The sequence below is a fragment of the Delftia sp. WSY_16 genome (assembly GCF_043104415.1).
Classification (GTDB): Bacteria; Pseudomonadota; Gammaproteobacteria; order Burkholderiales; family Burkholderiaceae_C; genus Comamonas; species Comamonas tsuruhatensis.
On record NZ_JBICKS010000023.1, the window covers coordinates 30,553 to 51,983 of the forward strand.

Genomic DNA, 21,431 nt, shown 5'->3' on the forward strand with positions numbered 1-21,431 from the left:
GTAAGCCGGTCCAGGGCTAAAACATCCGCTTACACGGTGGCGCCGGCGTTGGGGTCGTTGGGGTCCGTGGAAGCCTTGGGCGCCTTGATCAGATCCTCGCGCTTGACGCCCAGCCACATGGCGATGGCGGCGGCCACGAAGACCGAGGAATAGATGCCGAACAGGATGCCGATGGTCAGCGCCAGCGCGAAGTAGTGCAGGCTGGGACCGCCGAAGAAGAACATGGACAGCACCATGGCCTCGGTGGAGGCGTGGGTGATGATGGTGCGGCTCATGGTGCTGGTGATGGCGTGGTCGATCACCTCGGTGGTGCTGAGCTTGCGGAACTTGCGGAAGGCTTCGCGGATACGGTCGAAGATCACGACCGACTCGTTGACCGAGTAGCCCAGCACGGCCAGCACGCCGGCCAGCACCGACAGCGAGAACTCCCATTGGAAGAACGCGAAGAAGCCCAGGATGATGATCACGTCGTGCAGGTTGGCGATCACGGCGGCCACGCCGAACTTCCACTCGAAGCGCATGGCCAGGTAGATCACGATGCCCAGCACCACGAAGCCCAGGGCCATCAGGCCGTTGTGCATGAGCTCGTCACCCACCTGCGGGCCCACGAACTCGGTGCGGCGCAGCGTGACTTCGGCGTCTTCCTTCTTGAGTGCCGTGAGTACTTGCTCGCTTTGCTGGGCCGAGGTCACGTCCTTTTGCACGGGCAGGCGGATCATCACGTCGCGCGATGTGCCGAAGTTCTGCACCGTGACATCGGCGTAGCCGAGGCCGGCGACCGTGTCGCGCACCTTGGCGATGTTGGCGGGCTGGGTATAGGCCACCTCCATCACGGTGCCGCCCGTGAATTCCACGGACAGGTGCAGGCCGCGGGTGAGCAGGAAGAACACGGCCAGCGCGAAGGTGATGAAGGACACCGCGTTGAGGATCAACGCGTACTTCATGAAGGGGATGTCTTTGCGGATGCGGAAGAACTCCATGGTCTTCCCCCTTTCAGTTGTTGGCGCCGGAATCGGCGACGCTGGATCCCTTGGCCGTCACCGAGCGCAGCTGGCTGGTGTCTTCAGGCTTCCAGACCTGGCCGATGGAAATGCTCTTGAGCTTCTTGCGGCGGCCGTACCAGAGGTTGACCAGGCCGCGCGAGAAGAACACGGCCGAGAACATGCTGGTCAGGATGCCGATGCAGTGCACCACGGCGAAGCCGCGCACCGGGCCGGAGCCGAAGGCCAGCAGCGCCAGGCCCGCGATCAGCGTGGTCACGTTCGAGTCCAGGATGGTGTGCCATGCGTTCTCGTAGCCCGCATGGATGGCCGCCTGCGGCGACGCGCCGCCGCGCAGTTCCTCGCGGATGCGCTCGTTGATCAGCACGTTGGAGTCGATGGCCACGCCCAGCGCCAGCGCCATGGCGGCGATGCCGGGCAGGGTCAGCGTGGCCTGCAGCATGGACAGGATGGCCAGCAGCAGCAGCACGTTGACCGACAGGGCCACCGTGGAGATCACGCCGAACAGCAGGTAGTACACGCACATGAAGGCCGCGATGGCCACCAGGCCCCAGACCACGGAGTGGATGCCGCGGTTGATGTTGTCGGCGCCCAGGCTGGGGCCGATGGTGTATTCCTCGATGATCTCCATGGGCGCGGCCAGCGAGCCGGCGCGCAGCAGCAGGGCCGTGTCGTTGGCTTCCGCCGTGGTCATGCGGCCCGAGATCTGCACGCGTCCGCCGCCGATCTCGGTGCGGATCACGGGAGCCGTCACGACCTCGCCCTTGCCCTTTTCGAACAGGATGATGGCCATGCGCTTGCCCACGTTCTCGCGCGTGATGTCCTTGAAGATGCGTGCGCCCTTGGCATCCAGCACCAGGTTGACCGTGGGCTCCTGGGTCTGGCTGTCGAAGCCGGGCTGTGCGTCGGTGAGGTTCTCGCCGGTCAGCACGACCTGCTTTTGCACGATCACGGCCTGGGCGTTGCGGTCCAGGTAGCGCTCGGAGCCGAAGGGCACGGGGCCCGAACCCAGTTCGGCGCCGCGCGCCTCGGAGGATTCGTCGACCAGGCGCACTTCCAGCGTGGCCGTGCGACCCAGGATGTCCTTGGCCTTGGCCGTGTCCTGCACGCCGGGCAGTTGCACGATGATGCGGTCCAGGCCCTGCTGCTGGATCACGGGCTCGGCCACGCCCAGCTCGTTGATACGGTTGTGCAGGGTGACGATGTTCTGCTTGAGCGCCTGCTCCTGCACCTTGCGCAGGGCTTCGGGCTTGATGGAGGCCAGCAGCTTGAAGCCTGCGCCATCCGGCTCGGAGGTGGCCGCCAGATCGGGGAACTGGTCGGAGACCAGGTTGCGCGCGGCCGTGAGCATGGCTTCGTCGCGCACGCGGATCTCGACGGTGTTGCCGTTGCGCGAGACGCCGCCGTGGCGGATGTTCTTGTCGCGCAGCGAGCTGCGCAGGTCGCCGGCAAAGGAGTCGGCCTTCTTGGTCAGGGCGGCAGCCATGTCCACCTGCAGCATGAAGTGCACGCCACCGCGCAGGTCCAGCCCCAGGTACATGGGCTTGGCGCCGACGGCCGTGAGCCATTGCGGCGAGCGCGACACCAGGTTCAGGGCCACGATGTAGGCCGGGTCGTTGGCATCGGGGATCAGGGCCTTCTGGATCACGTCCTTGGCCTTGAGCTGCTCGTCGGGCGTGTTGAACCGCGCGCGCACCGAGGTGCCTTCGATGGACAGGACGTCGGGCTTGACATCGGCAGCCTTCAAGGCCTCTTCGACTTTCTGCAGCACGGCGTTGTCCACCTTGATGGTGGCCTTGGCCGAGGAGACCTGCACCGCAGGCGCCTCACCGAAAAAATTGGGCAGGGTGTAGAGCACCCCTACCAGCAGCGCGATCACGATGATCGCGTACTTCCAGACCGGATATCGGTTCATGATCGCGCTCTTCGCTCTTTGTAGACAGCAACGCACAAAAGGGTGTGCTGCCGCCTGCGCGGTCCGCACACCCGCAAGACAGGGACAGCGCTTACTTCAGCGTGTCCTTGGGCAGCACCTGGACGACGGCGCTGCGCTGGATCTGGACTTCCACACCCGAGGCGATCTCGATGTGCAGGAATTGCTCGGACATGCGCGTCACGCGGCCGATGATGCCGCCGGCCGTTGCCACTTCGTCACCCTTGGCCAGTGCCTCGATCATGGAGCGATGCTCCTTCTGGCGCTTCATCTGCGGACGGATCATCACGAAGTACAGCACCACGAACATCAGCGCCAGAGGCGCCATGCCCATCAACTGCGACATGAAGTCGCCACCGGAGGCTGCTGCTGCGGGTGCGGTCTGGGCAAAAGCGGAAGAAATAAACACGGGCAAGACTCCAGGATTGGAAGGTCGAAAAAGGGTCGCTGCGCACGCCGATATGCACGGGCCCGCGCAGGAGAACGGAGCATTGTATGCGTCAGCCCTGACCCACATGGGCTGCCAGGATCTGGCTGCTGCGGGTTTTTCGGCGACGATGGCTGCAACTGGCGGCCATCTGCCGTTTTTAAAGGGGCGGAGCGCGGTTTTTCGTGGTTTTTGCGCCCGGCGTGACGGCACTTGAAGCGGCCCCGGAGGCAGCCGCGCCGCCCGCACCTCACGGTACGGGCGGCGGCCGCGATCTTACAGGACGCCCCTGTGGCGGGGCTGTCCGTGTGGTTTCAGGCCACGCCGACTGCGGGCTGTCCCGTGCTGCCTGCGCCCCGTGACGGGGCGTTCCAGCGTGCCATCAGCGCCTTCCACTTGGTGCGGGCCGCAGCCAGGTTGCGCTCCTTGACGTGGCCGTAGCCGCGGATGTCCTCGGGAATGCTGGCGATCTCCACGGCCAGCGCCAGGCGCTCGGGCGTGAGCTCGGACAGCAGTCCTTCTATGCACTGGCGGTATTCCTGGATCAGTGCGCGCTCGGTGCGGCGCTCCTGCGTGCGGCCGAAGGGGTCCAGCGCCGTGCCGCGCAGGCCCTTCATCTTCGCCAGCACCTGCATGGCCTTGCGCATCCAGGGACCGTAGGACTTCTTGACCAGATGGCCCTGCTCGTCCTTGGCGGCCGACGACGGCGGCGCCAGGTGGTGGACCACGCGGTAGTCGCCCTCGAACATGCTGGCGATGCGCTGGCTGAAGGCCGCATCGGTGTGCAGGCGCGCGACCTCGTACTCATCCTTGTAGGCCATGAGTTTGAACAGATAGCGGGCCACGGCTTGCGACAGGCGCGTGCCCGAGCCCGCCACGGCGCGCTCGGCGGCATGGACCTTGTCCACGAAGGCCTGGTACTCGGCCGCATAGGCGGCGTTCTGGTAGGCCGTGAGGAAGTCCACGCGCTTGGCCACCATCTCGGTCAGCGAAGGCTTCTTGACGAACTGGATCACCTGGGCCGTCTGGAACAGGGCGCGCACGGCAGCCAGGTCATGGGCGCAGCGGCGGCCCCACTCGAAGGCGGCCTTGTTGTTGTCGGCCTGCACGCCGTTGAGTTCGATGGCGCGCATCAGCGCCGCATGCGACAGCGGCACGCGGCCCTTTTGCCAGGCATAGCCCAGGATCAGCGGGTTGGTGTAGATGCTGTCGCCCAGCAGCTGCACGGCCACCTGCTCGGCGTCGAAGCTGCCCAGCAGCTCGGGGCCCACGGCCTGGGCCAGGGCGCTGGCGCAGCGGTCGTCCGGTGCCTGCCAGTCAGGGTTGGTGACGAAGGCTGCCGTGGGCGAGCCATGGCTGTTGAGTGCCACGAAGGTGCGGCCCGGCTGCATCACCGACATGGTGGTCGGCGTGGCCGTGACGATGGGGTCGCAGCCGATCACCAGGTCGGCCTTGGCCATGTCCACCTTGGTGGTGTAGATGGCCTCGGGACGGTTGGCGATCTGGATGTGGCTCCAGGTGGAGCCGCCCTTTTGCGCCAGGCCGGCCGCGTCCTGGGTGATCACGCCCTTGCCCTCCAGGTGGGCGGCCATGCCCAGCAGCGAGCCGATGGTGATCACGCCCGTGCCGCCGACGCCGGCCACGACGATGCCCCAGGCCTGCTCGGCCACGGGGAGCACGGGCTCCGGGATGGCGGGCAGCATGGACAGGTCGCCCTTCTTCTCCTTCTTGGGCTTCTTGAGCTGGCCGCCTTCGATGGTGACGAAGCTGGGGCAAAAGCCCTTCACGCAGGAGTAGTCCTTGTTGCAGGTGTTCTGGTTGATGCGGCGCTTGCGGCCGAACTCGGTCTCCACCGGCTCGACCGACAGGCAGTTGGACTGCACCGAGCAGTCGCCGCAGCCCTCGCAGACCAATTCGTTGATGACCACGGTCTTGTCGGGCGTGGCCAGCGTGCCGCGTTTGCGGCGGCGGCGCTTTTCGGTGGCGCAGGTCTGGTCGTAGATGATGGCCGTGCAGCCCTTGAGGGTGCGGAACTCGCGCTGGATGCGGTCCAGCTCGTCGCGGTGGTGCACGGTCACGCCCTCGGCCAGCGCCACGCCGTCGTACTTGGCGGGCTCGTCGGTGACGATGACCAGTTTGGCCACGCCCTCGGACTTGAGGCTGTTCATGATCTGCAGCACCGAATGGCCCTCGGGCCGCTCGCCCACGCGCTGGCCGCCCGTCATGGCCACGGCGTCGTTGTACAGGAGCTTGTAGGTGATGTTCACGCCGGCCGCGATGCTCTGGCGTATCGCCAGCAGGCCGCTGTGGAAGTAGGTGCCGTCGCCCAGGTTGGCGAAGACATGGGCGTCCTTGGTGAAGGGCGCCTGGCCCACCCAGGTCACGCCCTCGCCGCCCATCTGCGTGAAGGTGCTGGTGGAGCGGTCCATCCACACCGTCATGTAGTGGCAGCCGATGCCGGCCACGGCGCGGCTGCCCTCGGGCACGCGGGTGCTGGTGTTGTGCGGGCAGCCGCTGCAAAACCATGGCACGCGGTCGCCCGTGGGCTGGCTCTGGGCCACCTTGAGCGCGGCTTCGCGGGCGTCCAGCACGGCAATGCGCTCGTGCATGCGCTGGGCGATGTGTTCGGGCACGCCGATCTTGGTCAGGCGCTGGACGATGGCGCGCGCGATGAGGGCCGGCGTCAGGTCCGCATTGGGGCGCAGCAGCCAGTCCTGGCTGGGATTGGGCACCGACCATTCGCCGCCGTGTTCGTCGCTGAACTTGCCGACCACGTTGGGCCGCACGTCGGAGCGCCAGTTGTACAGCTCTTCCTTGATCTGGTATTCGATGACCTGGCGCTTTTCCTCCACCACCAGGATTTCCTGCAGGCCGCGCGCGAAGTCGCGCGTGATGGTGGCCTCCAGCGGCCAGACCACGTTGACTTTGTGCACGCGTATGCCCAGCTGGCGGCAGGTGTCGTCGTCCAGGCCCAGGTCGGCAAGGGCCTGGCGCATGTCGTTGTAGGCCTTTCCGCTGGCGATCAGGCCGAAGCGGTCGTTGGGGCCCTCGATCACGTTGTGGTTGAGCCGGTTGGCGCGCACATAGGCCAGGGCCGCATACCACTTGTAGTTCATCAGCCGCTGCTCCTGCTCCAGCGGCGCATCGGGCCAGCGGATGTGCAGGCCGCCGGGCGGCATCTGGAAGTCCTCGGGCAGGATGATGTTCACGCGGTCTGGCTCCACCGACACGCTGGCCGAGGACTCGACCACCTCCTGGATGGTCTTCATGCCCGACCACAGGCCCGAGAAGCGGCTCATGGCAAAGGCATGCAGGCCCATGTCCAGGATGTCCTGCACATTGCTGGGAAAGAACACCGGCGTGCCGCAGGCCTTGAAGATGTGGTCGCTCTGGTGGGCGGCGGTGCTGCTCTTGCTGATGTGGTCGTCGCCGGCCAGCGCGATCACGCCGCCATGCCGGGCCGTGCCCGCCATGTTGGCGTGCTTGAACACGTCGGAGCATCGGTCCACGCCCGGGCCCTTGCCGTACCACAGGCCGAAGACGCCGTCGAACTTCTTGGTCTCGGGATAGAGATCCAGTTGCTGCGTGCCCCAGACGGCCGTGGCGCCCAGCTCTTCATTGACGCCGGGCTGGAAGACGATGTTGTTGGATTCGAGGTGCTTTTTCGCCGCCCATAGCGCCTGGTCATAGCCGCCCAGCGGGGAGCCCCGGTAGCCGCTGATGAAGCCTGCGGTATTCAGGCCCGCTGCAGCGTCGCGCTGGCGCTGCAGCATGGGCAGGCGCACAAGGGCCTGTACTCCGCTCATGAACGCACGGCCGTGCTGCAGAGCGTATTTGTCGTCGAGGGTGACCGTCTCCAGGGCGCGGCGCACGTCTTCGGGCAGTGGGGCATTCATGGCTTGTCTCCATCGATGGTCGGCGCCCTGTCATGTCCTGCCCGGAACGGGAAAGAGGCATGCACGGCACTCGTTGTCTGAACCAAATCGCCTTTTTTCAGTGTATTCGTGCTCGTCTGATAGGTCTTTGCTTTCTTTGCGCTGTTTCAAGTATCCTGAGCAAGGATCTTTCTTGAAAATGGTGTTTTGTGCAAACTTTGGACAAATTCGACATTGCCATCCTCGGCCACCTGCAGGCCGACGCGCGCCTGACCAATGCCGAGCTGGCCCAGCGCGTGGGCCTGTCGGCCGCGCCGTGCTGGCGCCGCGTGCGGGCGCTGGAAGAAGCGGGCTTCATCCGCGGCTACCACGCCGACATCGACCGCCACAAGATCGGCCTGGGCGTGCTGGCCTTCGTGCGGCTCGATGCCGTGCGCACGGCCGGCACGCTGACGCTGGAGATGGAGGACGCCATCCGCAAGCTGCCCGAGGTGGTCACCTGCCACTACATCAGTGGCACCGGCACCTTCGAGCTGCAGGTGGTGGCGCGCGACCTGGACAGCTTTGCGCAGTTCGCGCGCAACACGCTGCTGAACCTGCCCAACGTGAAGGACATGCAGACCAGTTTCTCGCTGGGCGAGATCAAGTCCAGCCATGCGCTGCCGCTGTCCCAGCTGGGACCCATGGCGGGCCAGGGACTGCCGGGCCAGTAGCCGCAGGCCGGCGGACTGGCCTATGAAGGTCGCGCCGAAGCGACAGTGTGCTCCTGTAACAGGAGCGAAAAGCGGTTGTCGTACAAGGCGGTGGTCGTGGTTATTAGTAAGGCAACCATTTCTGGCGCCACCCCGCGTTTGGCCCGAGAATCGGGACACATGGCCGCAGAACAATCAACACCAGACCCCGCCCAGCCACCCGCCTCAGAAACCGAGCCTTCCACCCAGCCCCCGGCCGAGCCCTCGGGCGCGGGGGCGCCGGGCACCCTGCTCGAGGACCCGTCCGGCATGGCCGCTGCCGACAGGGCGGCCGCCGAGGCCGAAGGCCAGAAGACGGCCCAGGCCCAGCAGGGCGTCTGGGCGCCGCTGTCCGGCCCCACCTTCCGCATGCTCTGGCTGATCTGGATGGCGGCCAATACCTGCATGTGGATGAACGATGTGGCGGCGGCCTGGCTCATGACCTCGCTGACCACCTCGCCCGTGCTCGTGGCCCTGGTGCAATCGGCCTCCACGCTGCCCGTCTTCCTGCTGGGCTTGCCCAGCGGTGCGCTGGCCGACATCCTGGACCGGCGCCGCTACTTCATCGTCACCCAGTTCTGGGTGGCGGCCGTGGCTCTGGTGCTGTGCCTGTTCGTGCTCTCGGGCCGGATGACGGCGCACTGGCTGCTGGTGCTGACCTTTGCCAACGGCATCGGCCTGGCCATGCGCTGGCCCGTGTTCTCGGCATTGATTCCCGAACTCGTGCCCAAGCACCACCTGCCCTCGGCCATGGCGCTGAACGCGGTGGCCATGAACGCCTCGCGCATCATCGGCCCCCTGGTGGCGGGCGCCATCATCGCCAGCCTGGGCAGTGCCTGGGTGTTCGTGCTGAACGCCGTGCTGTCCGTCATCTCGGGCATCGTGCTGATCCGCTGGAAACGCCGCCACGTGGCCAACCCGCTGGGCCGCGAGCGCCTGCCCTCGGCCATGCGCGTGGGCCTGCAGTTCGTGCGCGAGTCGCCGCGCATGCATGCGGTGCTGGCGCGCACGGTGTGTTTCTTCCTGCAGTGCACGGCGGTGATGGCCCTGCTGCCCCTGGTGGCCCAGCGCCTGCACGGCCCGACCGAGGGCGGGGGCGGCGCCGAGACCTTCACGCTGCTGCTGGCCTCCATGGGGGCGGGCGCCATCGTGGGCGCCATGTTCCTGCCGCGCCTGCGCCAGGCCATGTCCAAGGAAAGGCTGATCCGGTCGGGCTCTGCCGTGCATGCGCTGGCTACGCTGGCAGTGGCCCTGTCGCCCAATGTCTACATGGCCGTGCCGGCCATGATGCTGGCCGGCATGGCGCTGATCTCCACCGCCAACGTGCTGGGCGTCTCGGCCCAGATGGCCTTGCCCAACTGGGTGCGGGCGCGAGGCATGTCCATCTACCAGATGTCCATCATGGGCGGCACGGCGGCAGGCGCCGCGCTCTGGGGACAGGTGGCCAGCATGGTGGGCGTGCGCGGCAGCCTCATGGTGGCCGCCGCCAGCGGCGTGGCCTGCATGCTGCTGGTGCAGCGCCTGGTGCGCGACCGCCAGATCGAGGAGGACCTGAGCCCCTCCAAGGCCTTCCAGCGCCCCGAGGTCAACATCCCCGAAGCCGGCCGCGTGGTCGTCACCATCGAGTACCAGATCGACCCCACCCAGGCCGAGGCCTTCCGCGCCCTCATGCAGGAAAGCCGCCGCAGCCGCATGCGCCAGGGCGCGCTGGGCTGGAGCCTGCTGCACAGCATGAGCCATCCCGAGCGCTATGTGGAGCAGATCATCGACGAGTCCTGGACCGAGCACCTGCGCCGCTTCGACCGCGTCACCGCCGCCGACGTGGCCCTGCGCGACCGCAAGCTGGCGTATCACAAGGGCAAGGAACCGCCGCGCGTCACGAGGTACTTCGATACCCCCTGAGGCGCTGCGCGCCTTCCCCCAGAGGGGGACGGCGCCCTCGCAGCGAGGCGGCTCTTGCTCGGCGCCCCTGGCGTTGGGCCGCGCCAGAGCGAGGGACAGTGGATAGAGGTGTGTCTGCGCTGGTCTTGTGCCATGCGGGGCGAGCCTTGGCGCAAAGGATAAAACCGGCGCACCCCAAAGCGGGAGGAAGCGGCGTAGCCGCTCAGGGGGTCACCTCAAGTGCGGTGCCTGGCTCGCCAGGGCGCGCGGCCAGAAGGCCCACAGGCGCAGGTTCTGCTTGATGCGGCCTGCCAGGTCGCCGGCTTCGGGGCCCCAGCCCATGAAGTAGTCGGCGCGCACGGCGCCGACGATGGCGCTGCCCGTGTCCTGGGCGAAGACCAGGCGGTTCAGCGCCACGGTGGGCCCGGATGTGGACAGCCAGACCGGTGTGCCGTAGGGGATGCTCTGCTTGTCCACGGCGATGGAGCGGCCTGGCGTCAGGGCCACGCCCTGGGCGCCCTTGGGGCCGAACTGCAGGTCCAGGCCTTCCAGCGGCTCCTCGCGGAAGAAGACGTAGCGCGGGTTGCTCCACAGCATTTCATTGACGCGGCCGGGGTTGGCGGCCACCCAGGCGCTGATGCCGGGCCAGGTGGCGTCGCGCACCAGTCCCTGGTCCAGCAGCCAGCGGCCCACGCTCTTGTAGGGCTGGTCATTGGTGCCCGCAAAGGCGACGCGGATCGTGCGTTGCGCGCCCGTGGGCTCGGTGATGTTCAGGCGCCCCGATCCCTGGATGTGCAGCACCATCGCATCGACCGGGTCGCGCAGCCAGGCGATGGCGCGGCCTGCCAGGGCCGCCTGGGCCTCTGGCAGGGTCTCGATCTGCTGGCGCGAGAACCAGGGCTTGCGGCTGCCGAAGCCGGCGCCGGCCGGCGTCTTGTACAGGGGCACGTTGAATCCGTCGCCGGGCAGGCGCCGCGCCTCGAACAGCGGCTCGTAGTAGGCGGTCAGCATGCCGTCCGGGCCGCCGCCCAGCGCCTCGATGCGGTAGGGTTGCAGATTGGCCATGAGCCAGGCGCGCTGCTCGTCGCCCGTGGCGATGCTCAGCTGGCGCACATCGCGGCACAGGCCTGCGAAGACCGAACTGGGTCGTTCGCAGTTCTTGAGCCAGGCATTCCAGGCCTCGTGCAGCGCGTCCTCCTGCAGGCCGGGCAATTCGCTCCAGTCGGCCGCGATCCAGCGGCTCTTGGTGGGCGTGTTGGTGACCAGCGGGGGCCTGGGCGTGACGGCGGGAGAGCCGCCCGGCTGCAGATCGGGTACGGGCGAGGGGTCGTAGACCGGCTTGGTGGTGGTCGTGCAGGCGACCAGCGTCCCTACAATCAGCGCCATCGCGGCATGGCGCAGGAGGTGGAAATTCATGGGGTTGATTTTGCTCGAAGCACTGCTGGCCTTGGTGATTCTGGTCGCTATTGTGTGGTGGACCATGTTCTCCGGACGCCGCAAGGGCGAGTTGCCCGTGGACACGCCACGGGATTCGCATCCGTCTCCAGACAAACCCTCTCCCGGGCAGGATCGCAGCGGCCCGTGACGGCCGTGGAGGCAGCCTCGCGGAGCGGGCGCCGTCCTACGGGTATGCCCTGCCCGCACTGATAGGCTGTGCGCAGCCTGCTTTCCATAATGGGGACCCTGGCGCTACCGCACGGTGCGTTCCCAAGATTCAAAAGGAGTTTCCAATGCGCAAGCACATCGTTCTGGCCGCCGCAACGGCGGCCGCACTGTTCATCTCCGGCTGCGCGAACATGAGCGACACCCAGCGCCGCACGGCCACGGGCGCTGGCGTGGGCGCTGCAGCTGGCGCCGTGCTGGGCGCCGTCACCGGCGGCAGGGCCGGCACGGGTGCCGTGATCGGCGCTGGCGTGGGCGCACTGGGCACCTACATCTGGTCGCAGAACATGGAAAAGCAAAAGCGCGAGATGGAGCAGGCCACCCAGGGTACGGGCGTGAACGTGAGCCAGACGGCCGACAACCAGCTCAAGCTCGACATTCCCAGCGACATCTCGTTCGATACCAACCGTTCCGACATCAAGGGCAACTTCGCTCCCATCCTGGACCGCTTCGCCGAGGGCCTGCGCAACAACCCCAATGCCGAGGTGCGCATCATCGGCCACACGGACAGCACCGGCTCTGACGCCATCAACAATCCGCTGTCGCTGGACCGCGCCAACAGCACGCGCAACTACCTGACCATGCGCGGCGTCTCGGGCGCCCGCATCGCCACCGAAGGCCGTGGCTCGCACCAGCCCGTGGCTTCCAACGACTCGGCCAGCGGCCGCGCCATGAACCGCCGCGTGGAGATCTTCGTGGGCGAGATCCCGCAGCAGCACCAACAGCAGCCACAGTATCAACAGCAGCCGCAGTACCAGCAGCCTCAATACCAGCCCCAGTACCAGCAGCCCCGCTGACCCGGTCTCTGTGCCAGATGCAACGCCCCGCAACGCGGGGCGTTTTTGCGTGGGCGGGCACCGGCATTGCCCTATGCTGGCTCCCATCCATCAATGGGGAGTCGTATGAGTGAAGCAAGCACAGCGGGCGCGGCCGACGTGGTCAGCCCGCTCGACAAGGGCCTGGGCGCGCTGTCCGCCCCCTGCACGCCGCAGGACGCTGCCGCGCAGGGCTGGAATCTGCTGCGGGAAGACTTGAGTTTGCCGGTGGCCGTGCTGTCGCAGTCGCGCCTGTCGCACAACCTGGCCTGGATGCAGCGCTTTGTGGATGCCTACGGCGCCCAGCTCGCGCCCCACGGAAAGACGACCATGGCGCCCCGCCTGTTCCGCCAGCAGATCGACGCGGGCGCCTGGGGCATCACGCTGGCCACCGCTCAGCAGACGTGCGTGGCCCATGCCCATGGCGTGCGCCGCGTGCTCATGGCCAACCAGTTGATCGGCCGGCGCAACATGGCGGCCGTGGCCGAGCTGCTGGCCGATCCCGGCTTCGAGTTCTTCTGCCTGGTCGATTGTGCCGAGCAGGTCGAGCAGCTGGCCGCCTTTTTTGGCGCAGCGGGCCGGTCCGTGCAGGTGCTGATCGAACTGGGCCCGCCCGGCGGGCGCACGGGCGTTCGCTCCGATGCGCAGATGCAGCCGCTGCTGGACGCGCTGGCTCGGGCCGGTGCCGGCGTGCGACTGGCCGGGATCGAGGTCTACGAGGGCGTGCTCAAGGAAGAAGAACCCATCCGCACCCTGCTGCGGCGCGCCGTGGACTGGCTCCAGCGGCTGGCGGGCGAGGGCCGGCTGCAGCGCAGCCCGGCCGTGCTCACCGGCGCCGGCTCGGCCTGGTATGACGTGGTGGCCCAGGAGTTCGGCAAGGCCGACATCGGCGGTCCGCTGGATCTGGTGCTGCGTCCGGGCTGCTATCTCACGCATGACGCGGGCATCTACCAGGCAGCGCAGCGGCGCATCGACCAGACCAATCCCGTGGCGCAGCAGATGCGTGCCAGCCTGCAGCCTGCGCTGCAGGTCTGGGCCTATGTGCAGTCGCTGCCCGAGCCCGGCCGCGCCATCGTGGCGCTGGGCAAGCGCGATACGGCCTTCGAGGCCGTGCCTCCCCGGCCCGCTCTGCGCTACCGCCCCGGCGATGCCGCGCCCGTGGCGGCGCCACCGCATTGGGAGGTCACGGCCATGATGGACCAGCATGCTTTCCTGAAGGTGGCCGAGGACGATGGCCTGCGCATAGGCGACATGCTGGCCTTCGGCATCTCCCACCCCTGCCTGACCTTTGACAAATGGCGGCAGTTGGCCGTCGTCAATGACCGCTATGACGTGGTGGACGTGATTGCCACGTATTTCTGAAGGGGTCAGCCGTGTGTGCGCAGCAGGTTGGCCAGTTCAACGGCCGACTTGACCTGCATCTTGTCGAAGACGCGCGCGCGGTGGACCTCGACGGTGCGCACGCTGATGTCCAGCTGGTCGGCGATGAGCTTGTTGGGAATGCCCTCGACCACCAGGCGCATCACGTCGCGCTCGCGCTCCGTCAGCTCGTTGAAGCGTGCACGCACGGCTTCGCGCGCACGGGTTTCAGCCTGGTGCTGGGCCGACAGTTCCAGCGCCTGTTCGATGCGGTCCACGAGGGCATTGTCCGAGAAAGGCTTCTCGCAGAAGTCGAAGGCGCCGCGCTTGACGGTGTCCACGGCCGTGGGCACGTCGGCATGGCCGGTCAGGAAGATCACGGGCATGCCTGCGATCTGGTTGCGTTCCAGCATGAGGTTGAACAGCGCCAGCCCGCTCATGCCGCCCATGCGCATGTCCAGCAGCAGGCAGCAGGGATTGCGTGGCGGTGGGCGCGACTGCAGCATGGCGTCGAAGGCCTCTGCGCTGTCATAGCATTCGCTGAGCAGGCGGCGCGAGCGCAGCAGCCAGGCCAGCGCTTCGCGGACATCGGTGTCGTCGTCGACGATGTAGACGGTGGCGTCGGGTACAGGTTCCATGGGCCTATTGTTCCATTTGTTCCATTGGTGCCATCTATGCCTGCACCTGCGCAGGGCTGTGCGCCGGCAGCGTGAAGGCGAAGACGGTCCCGCGCGGGCTGTGGGGGCTGTGCTGCAGGTGGCCGCCATGCTGCTCGACCACGGTACGGCACAGGCTCAGGCCCAGGCCCATGCCCTCGTTGCGCGTGGTGAAAAAGGGCGTGAACAGTTGCTCCGCCACATGCTGGGGAATGCCGGTGCCGCAGTCGATGACGGCGAACTCCACCCAGCTGCGGCGCGTGCTGGCGGCCGCACGGCGCACGCGCAGCTGCAGCTCGCGCTCCATGGTCTCGGGCGAGTCCATGGCCTGCATGCCGTTGCGCGCCAGGTTGAGCAGCACCTGCTCGATCATGGTCGGATCGCACAGCACGGGCGGGAGGCCGGGCTCGATGTCGGTGGTCACGCGCACGCCCAGGTTGCGTGCCTGCAGGCTGATCAGCGGCAGCACGGCGTCTATGAGTTCGGCGGCGCCTATGACTTCGCGGGACTGGTCGCGCCGCCGCACGAAATCGCGCACGCTCTTGATCACGCGGCCTGCGCGGTCGGCCTGGAAGCTGATGCGCTCCATGGCCATGCGCAGGTCCTGCAGTTGCTGGCGCAGCCGGGCTTCATGGTCCGAGATGGCGCTGCCCGCACCTGCACCTGTGCCCGTGCCCGTGCCCGTGCCCGTGCCATCGTCGCTCCCCAGCATGTTCAGCGATCCCGTGGCGTAGCTGGAGATGGCCACCAGCGGCTGGGTGAGTTCATGGCTCAGCAGCGAGGCCATCTCGCCCACCGTGGCCAGGCGGGCCGTGGCCTGCAGGCGCTCCTGCGAGGCGCGTGAGATCTCTTCCATGCGCTTTTGCTCGCTGATGTCGATGAAGGCACTCATCCAGCCGGTGTGCTGGCCCTGGGCATTGATCAGCGGCGCCTCGAAGATCAACACCGGAAAGCGCGTTCCGTCCTTGCGCATGAAGATGCTTTCATGGCCCTCGCGCGGCGGCGGGGCGTTGCCGGACAGGCGGCTGTCGCGCCGGCGCGCGTAGATCTCGGCGCGCTCGGGCGGCCAGTAGGGCGCAATGCTCAGTCCCAGCAGTTCCTCGGCCGTGAAGCCCACCATGCTGCAGAAGGCCGGGTTCACATAGCTGATGCGGCCCTGCAGATCGCGCGCGCGCAGGCCCGTGACCAGCGAGTCCTCCATGGCCTTGCGAAAGGCCAGCGCATCGCCCAGATCGCGCTCGGCGCGCAGGCGTCGGCGGTTGTCGCGCACCAGCACGGCGACCACGGACACCAGGGCGATGGACATCAGCGTCACCAGGGCCGTGAGCACGTTGGGGAATACGCTGGGCGCGCGGTGCCAACTGTCCATGCGCAGCACCAGGGTGCTGCCCGGCAGGTCCAGCAGCTGCTGCGCCGTGAACATGCGCGTGCCGCGCCAGGAGGCGCCCAGCAGGGCCAGGCGCGTGCCGTCCGGCTCGGTGAAGGACACTTCCTGGGTGCGCGGCAGGTTCTTGCTGACCTGGGTGATCAGCAGGCTTTGCAGGCTGTAGGTGCCGATGACAAAGCCGATGATGTGGCCGCTTTGCGTCAATGGCAGGCAGACCTCCATCATCTCCGTGCCCAGGCCTTCGGCCAGCAGCTGGAAGTAGCTGGGCGAGTAGGCCGGGCCGTTGAGGCGGCGCGCGTGGGTGCAGGTCAGCACGGCCTCCGGATGGGTGTTTTGCGTGCGCAGCTGGTCTTCCCACTGCACGTTGCGGTAGGGCGTCTCGGCATGGGAGCGGATCTGCAGGCCCGCATCGCGCCATTCGATGCGCATCAGCTCGCGGCGCACCTGCAGCAGCTCGGCGGCGCGGGTCTTCCACTCGGCAGGGTCGTTGTCGGGCGCGTTCAGCGCCTGCAGGTCCTGCAGGTTGCGGTTGAGGGCGGCGCGTATGTCGGCCACGGCATTGGCGGTGTCGCGCTCCAGCTTGTCCTGGACCTGGGAGGCCTCATAGCGTCCGGCCAGCCAGACCATGGTGATGAGCATGCTGGCCACCAAAGCGACCAGCAGGCTCCACAGCGACCAGCGCCGCCAGGCAGTGCGCCAGCGGCGCCAGGGCCAGCGGCCTTCGGCAGGGGCGGGCGTGGACAGGTGCAGCGGATTCACAGGACGCGGTGCTCCAGGGCCGGCAACTGGCGGCGCACATGCGCCAGGCGCTCGCGCTTGATCTCGCCCAGCACCACGCCGGCACCCTCGGCCTGCTGCGCCAGCACCATGCCCCAGGGGTCGGCCAGCAGGCTGTGGCCCCAGGTGCGGCGGCCGTTCTCATGGTGGCCGCCCTGGGCGGGCGCCAGCAGGTAGGCCTGGTTTTCGATGGCGCGGGCGCGCAGCAGCACCTCCCAGTGGGCCAGGCCCGTGATGTGGGTGAAGGCGGCGGGCACCAGCAGCAGGTCGGCACCCTGCTCGGCCAGTCGGCGGTACAGCTCGGGAAAGCGCAGGTCGTAGCACACGCTCAGGCCCAGGCGCCAGGACTCGCCCTCGCGCGAGGTGATGTCGCAGGTCACGGGCGTGTGGCCGGCCTGGACTACGGCGGCCTCCGTGTAGCGCTCGCGGCCGTTGTCGTAGTGGAACAGGTGGATCTTGTCGTAGCGCGCCACGCATTCGCCCTGGGGCGAGAACACCAGCGAGCTGTTGAGCACGTGGGCATCGTCATCGGCCACCAGAGGCAGGGTGCCGCCGACGATCCACAGCTGCAGCTCGCGCGCGGCGCGGCCCAGGAAGTCCTGGATGGGGCCTTGGCCGAAGCTCTCGCGGTAGGCCAGCTTGTCGGTATCGCGCAGGCCCATGGCACAGAAGTATTCGGGCAGGGCCGCGAGTTCGGCGCCCTGCTCGCGCGCCTGGCGCAGCAGGGCCATGGCCTGGTCGAGGTTGGCGCGCACATCGGGTTCCGACACCATTTGCAGGGCTGCGATTTTCATGGGTTCTCTCCTGAAGGGGCTGACTCGGTGGCGGTGGAGGGCGTGCGCGACGGTGTGTCAGAGGGCGTTGCGGCCCGGCGGCGCGGCAAGGCAGTGACCTGGGGATCATCCCAGCTGCCGTCGATGCGGAATTCCTTGGTGGCTGCCGCAATCAGCGGGCCCCGCAGCAGCACCTGCGCCAGAAAGCTGCCCAGGCCGATCACGGGGTTGATGGCCGTGGCCACCAGGGAGGCGGTCATCGCGTTGATCTCGGGCACCACCACCACGTGCAGATTCTGCGTCTCCTGGACCAGGTCTGCCGTGCCTTCCATCAGCACGGCGGCGTTGACGCCCTTCATCTGCATGTTGTTGGTGCGCGCCACGCCATCGGTGATCTGCACGTCGCCGCGCATGAAGTCGAAGGCAAAGCCGTTGCTGAAGACATCGCGGAAATCCAGCGTCAGCCGGCGTGGCAGCGCCTGCAGGCTGAGCACGCTCAGCAGCTTGGCCAGGCCCGGTTCGGCCTTGAGGAACTGGCCGGTCTGCACATCCAGGTGCATGGAGCCCGAGAGGCTGCGGAAATCGGGCGTGATGGGCGAGCCCGTCCATCCCGCCGAGCCCTGCAGGCTCCCCTTGCCATTGCCCACCACGCCGGGCATGTCAAAGCGCGTGAGCAGCTTGCCCACGTCGCGCAGGTCCAGCTGGAACTGCAGCTGGCTGCGCCCCGGATGCTCGGACTGCCCCTGGGGCAGGCGCCACTGGCCGTTGGCCGTCAGCGTGGCCTCGGGCGTGGAAATGTTGAAGCGCGACAGCTGCCATTCGCGTGCCGCCGCGTTGCCGGGCACGGGGCGGTTGCGGGCCTCGACCTCCAGGCGGCCCAGCGCATGGCCCGACAGGTGCATGTCGTCCACCACGATCTGCAGCGCCGGCAGCTGGCGCGGCCCTTCGTTGAACAGGGCGTCCACGCGTTCGGACTTGGCCTCCGGCACCGTCAGGCGGGACAGCCGGGCGACCAGTTGCCCTTCGGGCTGGGCGTCCGTGCCTTCGCGAAAGCCCACATAGCCATCCAGCTCCTGGGAGGTGAGGTTGCTGTGCCACGAGCCGCCATCGCGCGAAATGCCCGCCACCACATCGTGCAGCTGCCGCCCCTTGGCCTGCAGTTGCTTGACGCGCAGGCTCAGCCGATCGGGAAGGTATTCGCGCGCAGGGTCCGTGGCGGCGTCGGCGGGCTCTGGCCTGGCGCCGTTGGACTGCGGCGCCAGCGCCAGCCAGTCGTCGATATTGAAGAGCGGCAACTGCACATGGGCCTGCACGCCCTGGCCCGATGTGGGGGCCGTGCCCGCTTCCTGGCCGATGAGGATGCTGCCGTGCAGCACGCGGCTGTGCTTGCCACTGATGTCGCGCTCATAGAAGACCGAGCCCGTGTCGCCCAGTTGCACGCTGATCTGGTCGCGCAGCGGGGCATCGGGCGCGGCGAAGCTGGCGGGCGCGAGCTGGTGGCTCACGGCCAACGGCTGGATGGACTCGGCGGCCTTGCCCAGCGGAGCCGGCAGGTTGATGCGCATGCCCTGCAGGCTGGACTGGACCTGGATTTCGGGCGTGCCACGGCGCACCTTCAGCAGCAGGGAATAGGGCGACTGGCCCTCGGCATGGCGGGCCAGGTCGGCCACCCAGCCCAGTTCCCTGGCATCGCGCAGCCCCTGTGCCGTGGCCGTGCCCTGCACCCGCACCTTGACGGACGATTCGGTGGCTGGCGCATTGCGCGCCAGCGCCTGCATGCCGCCATCGGCACGCAGTTCACCGCCCAGGGCCCGCGCCTGCAAGCCGACCAGCGAGAAGCCGGTGTCGGAGAATTTGACGGCGCCACGCAGCTGGCTCAGGTGCGGTGTCTCGTCATCGAGCTGCAGCGAGTTGCCCGCCAGCGTGACCTGCCCGGACACCTTGCTGCGGTCCAGATGGTCGATGGGCAATTGCAGTTGCAGGGCCAGTTGCGCGGCGCCCGTGGCCTCGCTGCCGTCCAGTACGTGCCCGGTCAGCGCCGACAGGGCCGAGGTCTTCACCACCCCCAGCATGTCGGCCAGCGGGCCCTGGCCCTTGGCGGTGACGGCCACCTCGGTGTGGGCCAGGTTGGGAATGCTGGCCTGGATGTCGCGCATCTGCAGCTGCGGATAGCCGGCGAACTGGCCGCGCGCATTGCGCACGGCCATGGAGGAGCGGTCAAACACCAGCTCGCCGGACAGATCGACCAGGGCCGGCCAGGGCGCCTCGCCATGCGTGAGCAGATGGGGCGGCACATATTCATAGTGCACGTCATGCAGCTTGGCCGCGATGTGGAACTCGCCCTGGCTGGGCTTGTCGGCGGGTACGTGGTCCAGGTTGCCGCGCACCTTGAAGTTCACCGTGCTCGCGCGCCCGGCGTGTATGGCCTCGCGCACATAGTGGCGCGCGTCGGCGGGAATCTCCAGCGGCAGGTAGCGGTGCACGCGCGTGCCATCGGCGTTGCGCAGCTGGCCCTGCAGGTCCAGCACGCCGGGAAAGCGCGGCTGCCTGTCGCTGCCGTCGCCGGTATGCCATTGCGCGCGGGCCTCGCCTTCGGTGTCGTCATTGGCAAAGCGCAGGCTGGGCACCTGCACGCTGATGGCCTGGCCGCGCAGTTGCCAGCGCAGGCTGGCCTGCAGGCGGTGCAGCGGGATCTCGGGCTCCTCGAACACGCCGGGGAACGACAGCGACGCCGGCCGCTGCTCTGTGCCCTCCATCTCCAGCTGGGCCTGGCCGCCGTCCTGGTCCAGCGAGAAGCGCGCGTTCAGGCCCTTGAGGCCGGGCATGCCCGGCGCCGCGGGGCCTTCGGACGATGCCACGCCGTTGATCGACAGTTGCTGCAGTTCGCCACTGGCCTTGTACTGCTGCAAGGACTCCAGCGGGCCGCGCCAGCTTCCCTGGAACTGGTGCAGACGGCCGGCCGGTGCCAGATCGGCCAGGTGCTGCTGCACCTGCTCTGGAAGCGGCAGGCGCTGGCCCAACTGGGTGAGGATGGCCAGGTCAATGCCATCGGCCTGGAACTCGCCGTGCTCACCCAGCGCCCCCTGCGTGCTGGCGCCGGCGGGGTTGTAGCGCGCGCGCAGATTGCCAGCCGGCCAGTGCAGGCCATCGCCCGTGGAAAATTCCAGGTTCTGCGCAGCGAAGCGCCAGCCGTCCTGGTGTTGCACGCTCAGCCTGCCCGTCACGGCCTGCAGCTTCAGCGGCTGCAGCTCTTCGCGCCACTGCAGCTGCAGCGCGTTCACGGCCACGTCGGCCATGGCGCCCACGGGCTGGCCCTGGCGCAGGTCTATCCAGGCGCGCAGCGCGCCCCGGCCCTGCTGCAGGCGCAAGCCAGAGGTGTCTATGTACTGGCCGAGCTGGGACAGGTCGATCCGCGTGAACATCGCATGGGCCTGGCCGCTCCAGCGGCGCCAGTTGCCCTCGTGCGTGGACAGCAGCGGCTCGCGGAACAGGCCGGTCAGCATGAAGCGCTCGCCCCAGCCTTCGGGCGGCGTGGCATCCAGGCGCAGTCCGTGGCCCCAGCCCTTGTTGCGCAGCACCAGGTCCACATCGCGCAAGGCCAGCGGCGGAGCCTGGCGCAGTTCGTCCAACCACAGCAGGCTGCCGCCGCGCAGCGCCAGTTCGGTCTGCGAAAACAGCCAGTCGGCGGCGGCATTGTCCCCGCCGGCCGAAGGGCTGATCTCGATGCCGGCCACGAAGACTCGGCCATCGGCCGCGCGGCGCACCACGAGTTCAGGACGGTCTATGTAGATCTGTTCCACGCCCAGGCGCATCAGCGAGCGTGCCGAAACGGCGACCACCACGCTGGGCAGGCGCAGGGCGTCTGCCGAATGTTCGGGGTCTTGCACCACCACGTCGCCCAGCTCGAAGCGGGGGACCAATCCCTCGCTGCGGGCCGTGATGCTGCCTATGCGAACCGGTAGGCCCAGCGTGCGTGAGGCCAGGGATTCCAGCTGAGGACGCCATTCGCCGATTCGCGGCACAATCCAGCCATGGAGCACCCCCCACACGGAGGCGAGGACCAGCCAGAAGGCCAGGACCAGCCCCAGTGACCACCGCGCAAGGCCGGCCATCCAACGGGTCAGGCGTGTGGGGTGCGGTTTCGGTTCGATCAT

14 protein-coding genes are annotated in these 21,431 nt (G+C 67.9%); 5 read left to right on the forward strand and 9 right to left on the reverse strand.

Annotated elements, in window-relative coordinates; all coding sequences use genetic code 11:
* Positions 1–29: 29 nt before the first annotated feature.
* From secF to ACF8O7_RS13830, 4 genes are all read right to left on the reverse strand, one after another.
* Positions 30–980, reverse strand: a complete 951-nt coding sequence (gene secF / locus ACF8O7_RS13815; RefSeq protein ID WP_016449364.1) for a protein translocase subunit SecF — start codon at positions 978–980, stop codon at positions 30–32.
* A gap of 13 nt (positions 981–993) precedes the next feature.
* The gene (secD, locus tag ACF8O7_RS13820; protein WP_016454252.1) at positions 994–2,916 is read right to left on the reverse strand and encodes a protein translocase subunit SecD; all 1,923 of its coding nucleotides are present in this window, start codon (positions 2,914–2,916) and stop codon (positions 994–996) included.
* A 91-nt stretch (positions 2,917–3,007) separates the two neighbouring features.
* Complete coding sequence (yajC, locus tag ACF8O7_RS13825; RefSeq protein ID WP_016449366.1) at positions 3,008–3,343, reverse strand: preprotein translocase subunit YajC; 336 nt, start codon at positions 3,341–3,343, stop codon at positions 3,008–3,010.
* Between the two features lie 332 nt (positions 3,344–3,675).
* Positions 3,676–7,257 carry an indolepyruvate ferredoxin oxidoreductase family protein gene (locus tag ACF8O7_RS13830; protein WP_047328048.1) on the reverse strand — a complete coding sequence of 1,194 codons (3,582 nt, stop codon included), beginning with the start codon at positions 7,255–7,257 and terminating at the stop codon, positions 3,676–3,678.
* 188 nt (positions 7,258–7,445) lie between these two features.
* Here ACF8O7_RS13830 and ACF8O7_RS13835 point away from each other — a divergent pair, with 188 nt between their 5' ends.
* Positions 7,446–7,949 (forward strand): Lrp/AsnC family transcriptional regulator, encoded by a 504-nt coding sequence (locus ACF8O7_RS13835; RefSeq protein WP_016449368.1) that lies wholly within the window; start codon positions 7,446–7,448, stop codon positions 7,947–7,949.
* A 159-nt stretch (positions 7,950–8,108) separates the two neighbouring features.
* On the forward strand, positions 8,109–9,869 hold the full coding sequence (locus tag ACF8O7_RS13840) for an MFS transporter (RefSeq protein WP_374006324.1): 1,761 nt from the start codon (positions 8,109–8,111) through the stop codon (positions 9,867–9,869).
* A 210-nt stretch (positions 9,870–10,079) separates the two neighbouring features.
* Here the strand turns inward: ACF8O7_RS13840 and ACF8O7_RS13845 are convergent, their stop codons facing one another.
* The gene (locus ACF8O7_RS13845) at positions 10,080–11,264 is read right to left on the reverse strand and encodes a murein transglycosylase A (protein WP_017404060.1); all 1,185 of its coding nucleotides are present in this window, start codon (positions 11,262–11,264) and stop codon (positions 10,080–10,082) included.
* Between ACF8O7_RS13845 and ACF8O7_RS13850 the strand changes: the two genes are divergently transcribed.
* From ACF8O7_RS13850 to ACF8O7_RS13860, 3 genes are all read left to right on the forward strand, one after another.
* Entirely contained in the window at positions 11,263–11,433 is a 171-nt protein-coding gene (locus ACF8O7_RS13850; protein ID WP_016449371.1) for a hypothetical protein, read from the forward strand. The genes ACF8O7_RS13845 and ACF8O7_RS13850 overlap by 2 nt on opposite strands.
* Before the next feature lie 145 nt (positions 11,434–11,578).
* On the forward strand, positions 11,579–12,307 hold the full coding sequence (locus ACF8O7_RS13855; RefSeq protein ID WP_016449372.1) for an OmpA family protein: 729 nt from the start codon (positions 11,579–11,581) through the stop codon (positions 12,305–12,307).
* 105 nt (positions 12,308–12,412) lie between these two features.
* Positions 12,413–13,687: an amino acid deaminase gene (locus tag ACF8O7_RS13860; protein WP_392443549.1), complete on the forward strand. Its 1,275-nt coding sequence runs from the start codon at positions 12,413–12,415 to the stop codon at positions 13,685–13,687.
* A gap of 5 nt (positions 13,688–13,692) precedes the next feature.
* On the opposite strand, the gene ACF8O7_RS13865 is transcribed toward ACF8O7_RS13860, so the two are convergent.
* From ACF8O7_RS13865 to ACF8O7_RS13880, 4 genes are read right to left on the reverse strand one after another with little or no spacing between them, the layout of a single operon-like run.
* Complete coding sequence (locus ACF8O7_RS13865; RefSeq protein WP_012202778.1) at positions 13,693–14,322, reverse strand: response regulator transcription factor; 630 nt, start codon at positions 14,320–14,322, stop codon at positions 13,693–13,695.
* A gap of 34 nt (positions 14,323–14,356) precedes the next feature.
* Positions 14,357–16,486 (reverse strand): nitrogen regulation protein NR(II), encoded by a 2,130-nt coding sequence (locus ACF8O7_RS13870; protein WP_392443551.1) that lies wholly within the window; start codon positions 16,484–16,486, stop codon positions 14,357–14,359.
* Positions 16,483–17,298 (reverse strand): carbon-nitrogen hydrolase family protein, encoded by an 816-nt coding sequence (locus ACF8O7_RS13875; protein WP_016454246.1) that lies wholly within the window; start codon positions 17,296–17,298, stop codon positions 16,483–16,485. The genes ACF8O7_RS13870 and ACF8O7_RS13875 overlap by 4 nt, the downstream gene beginning before the upstream one ends.
* Positions 17,295–21,431 (reverse strand): YhdP family protein, encoded by a 4,137-nt coding sequence (locus tag ACF8O7_RS13880; RefSeq protein ID WP_392443554.1) that lies wholly within the window; start codon positions 21,429–21,431, stop codon positions 17,295–17,297. Before ACF8O7_RS13880 ends, ACF8O7_RS13875 begins: the two co-directional genes overlap by 4 nt.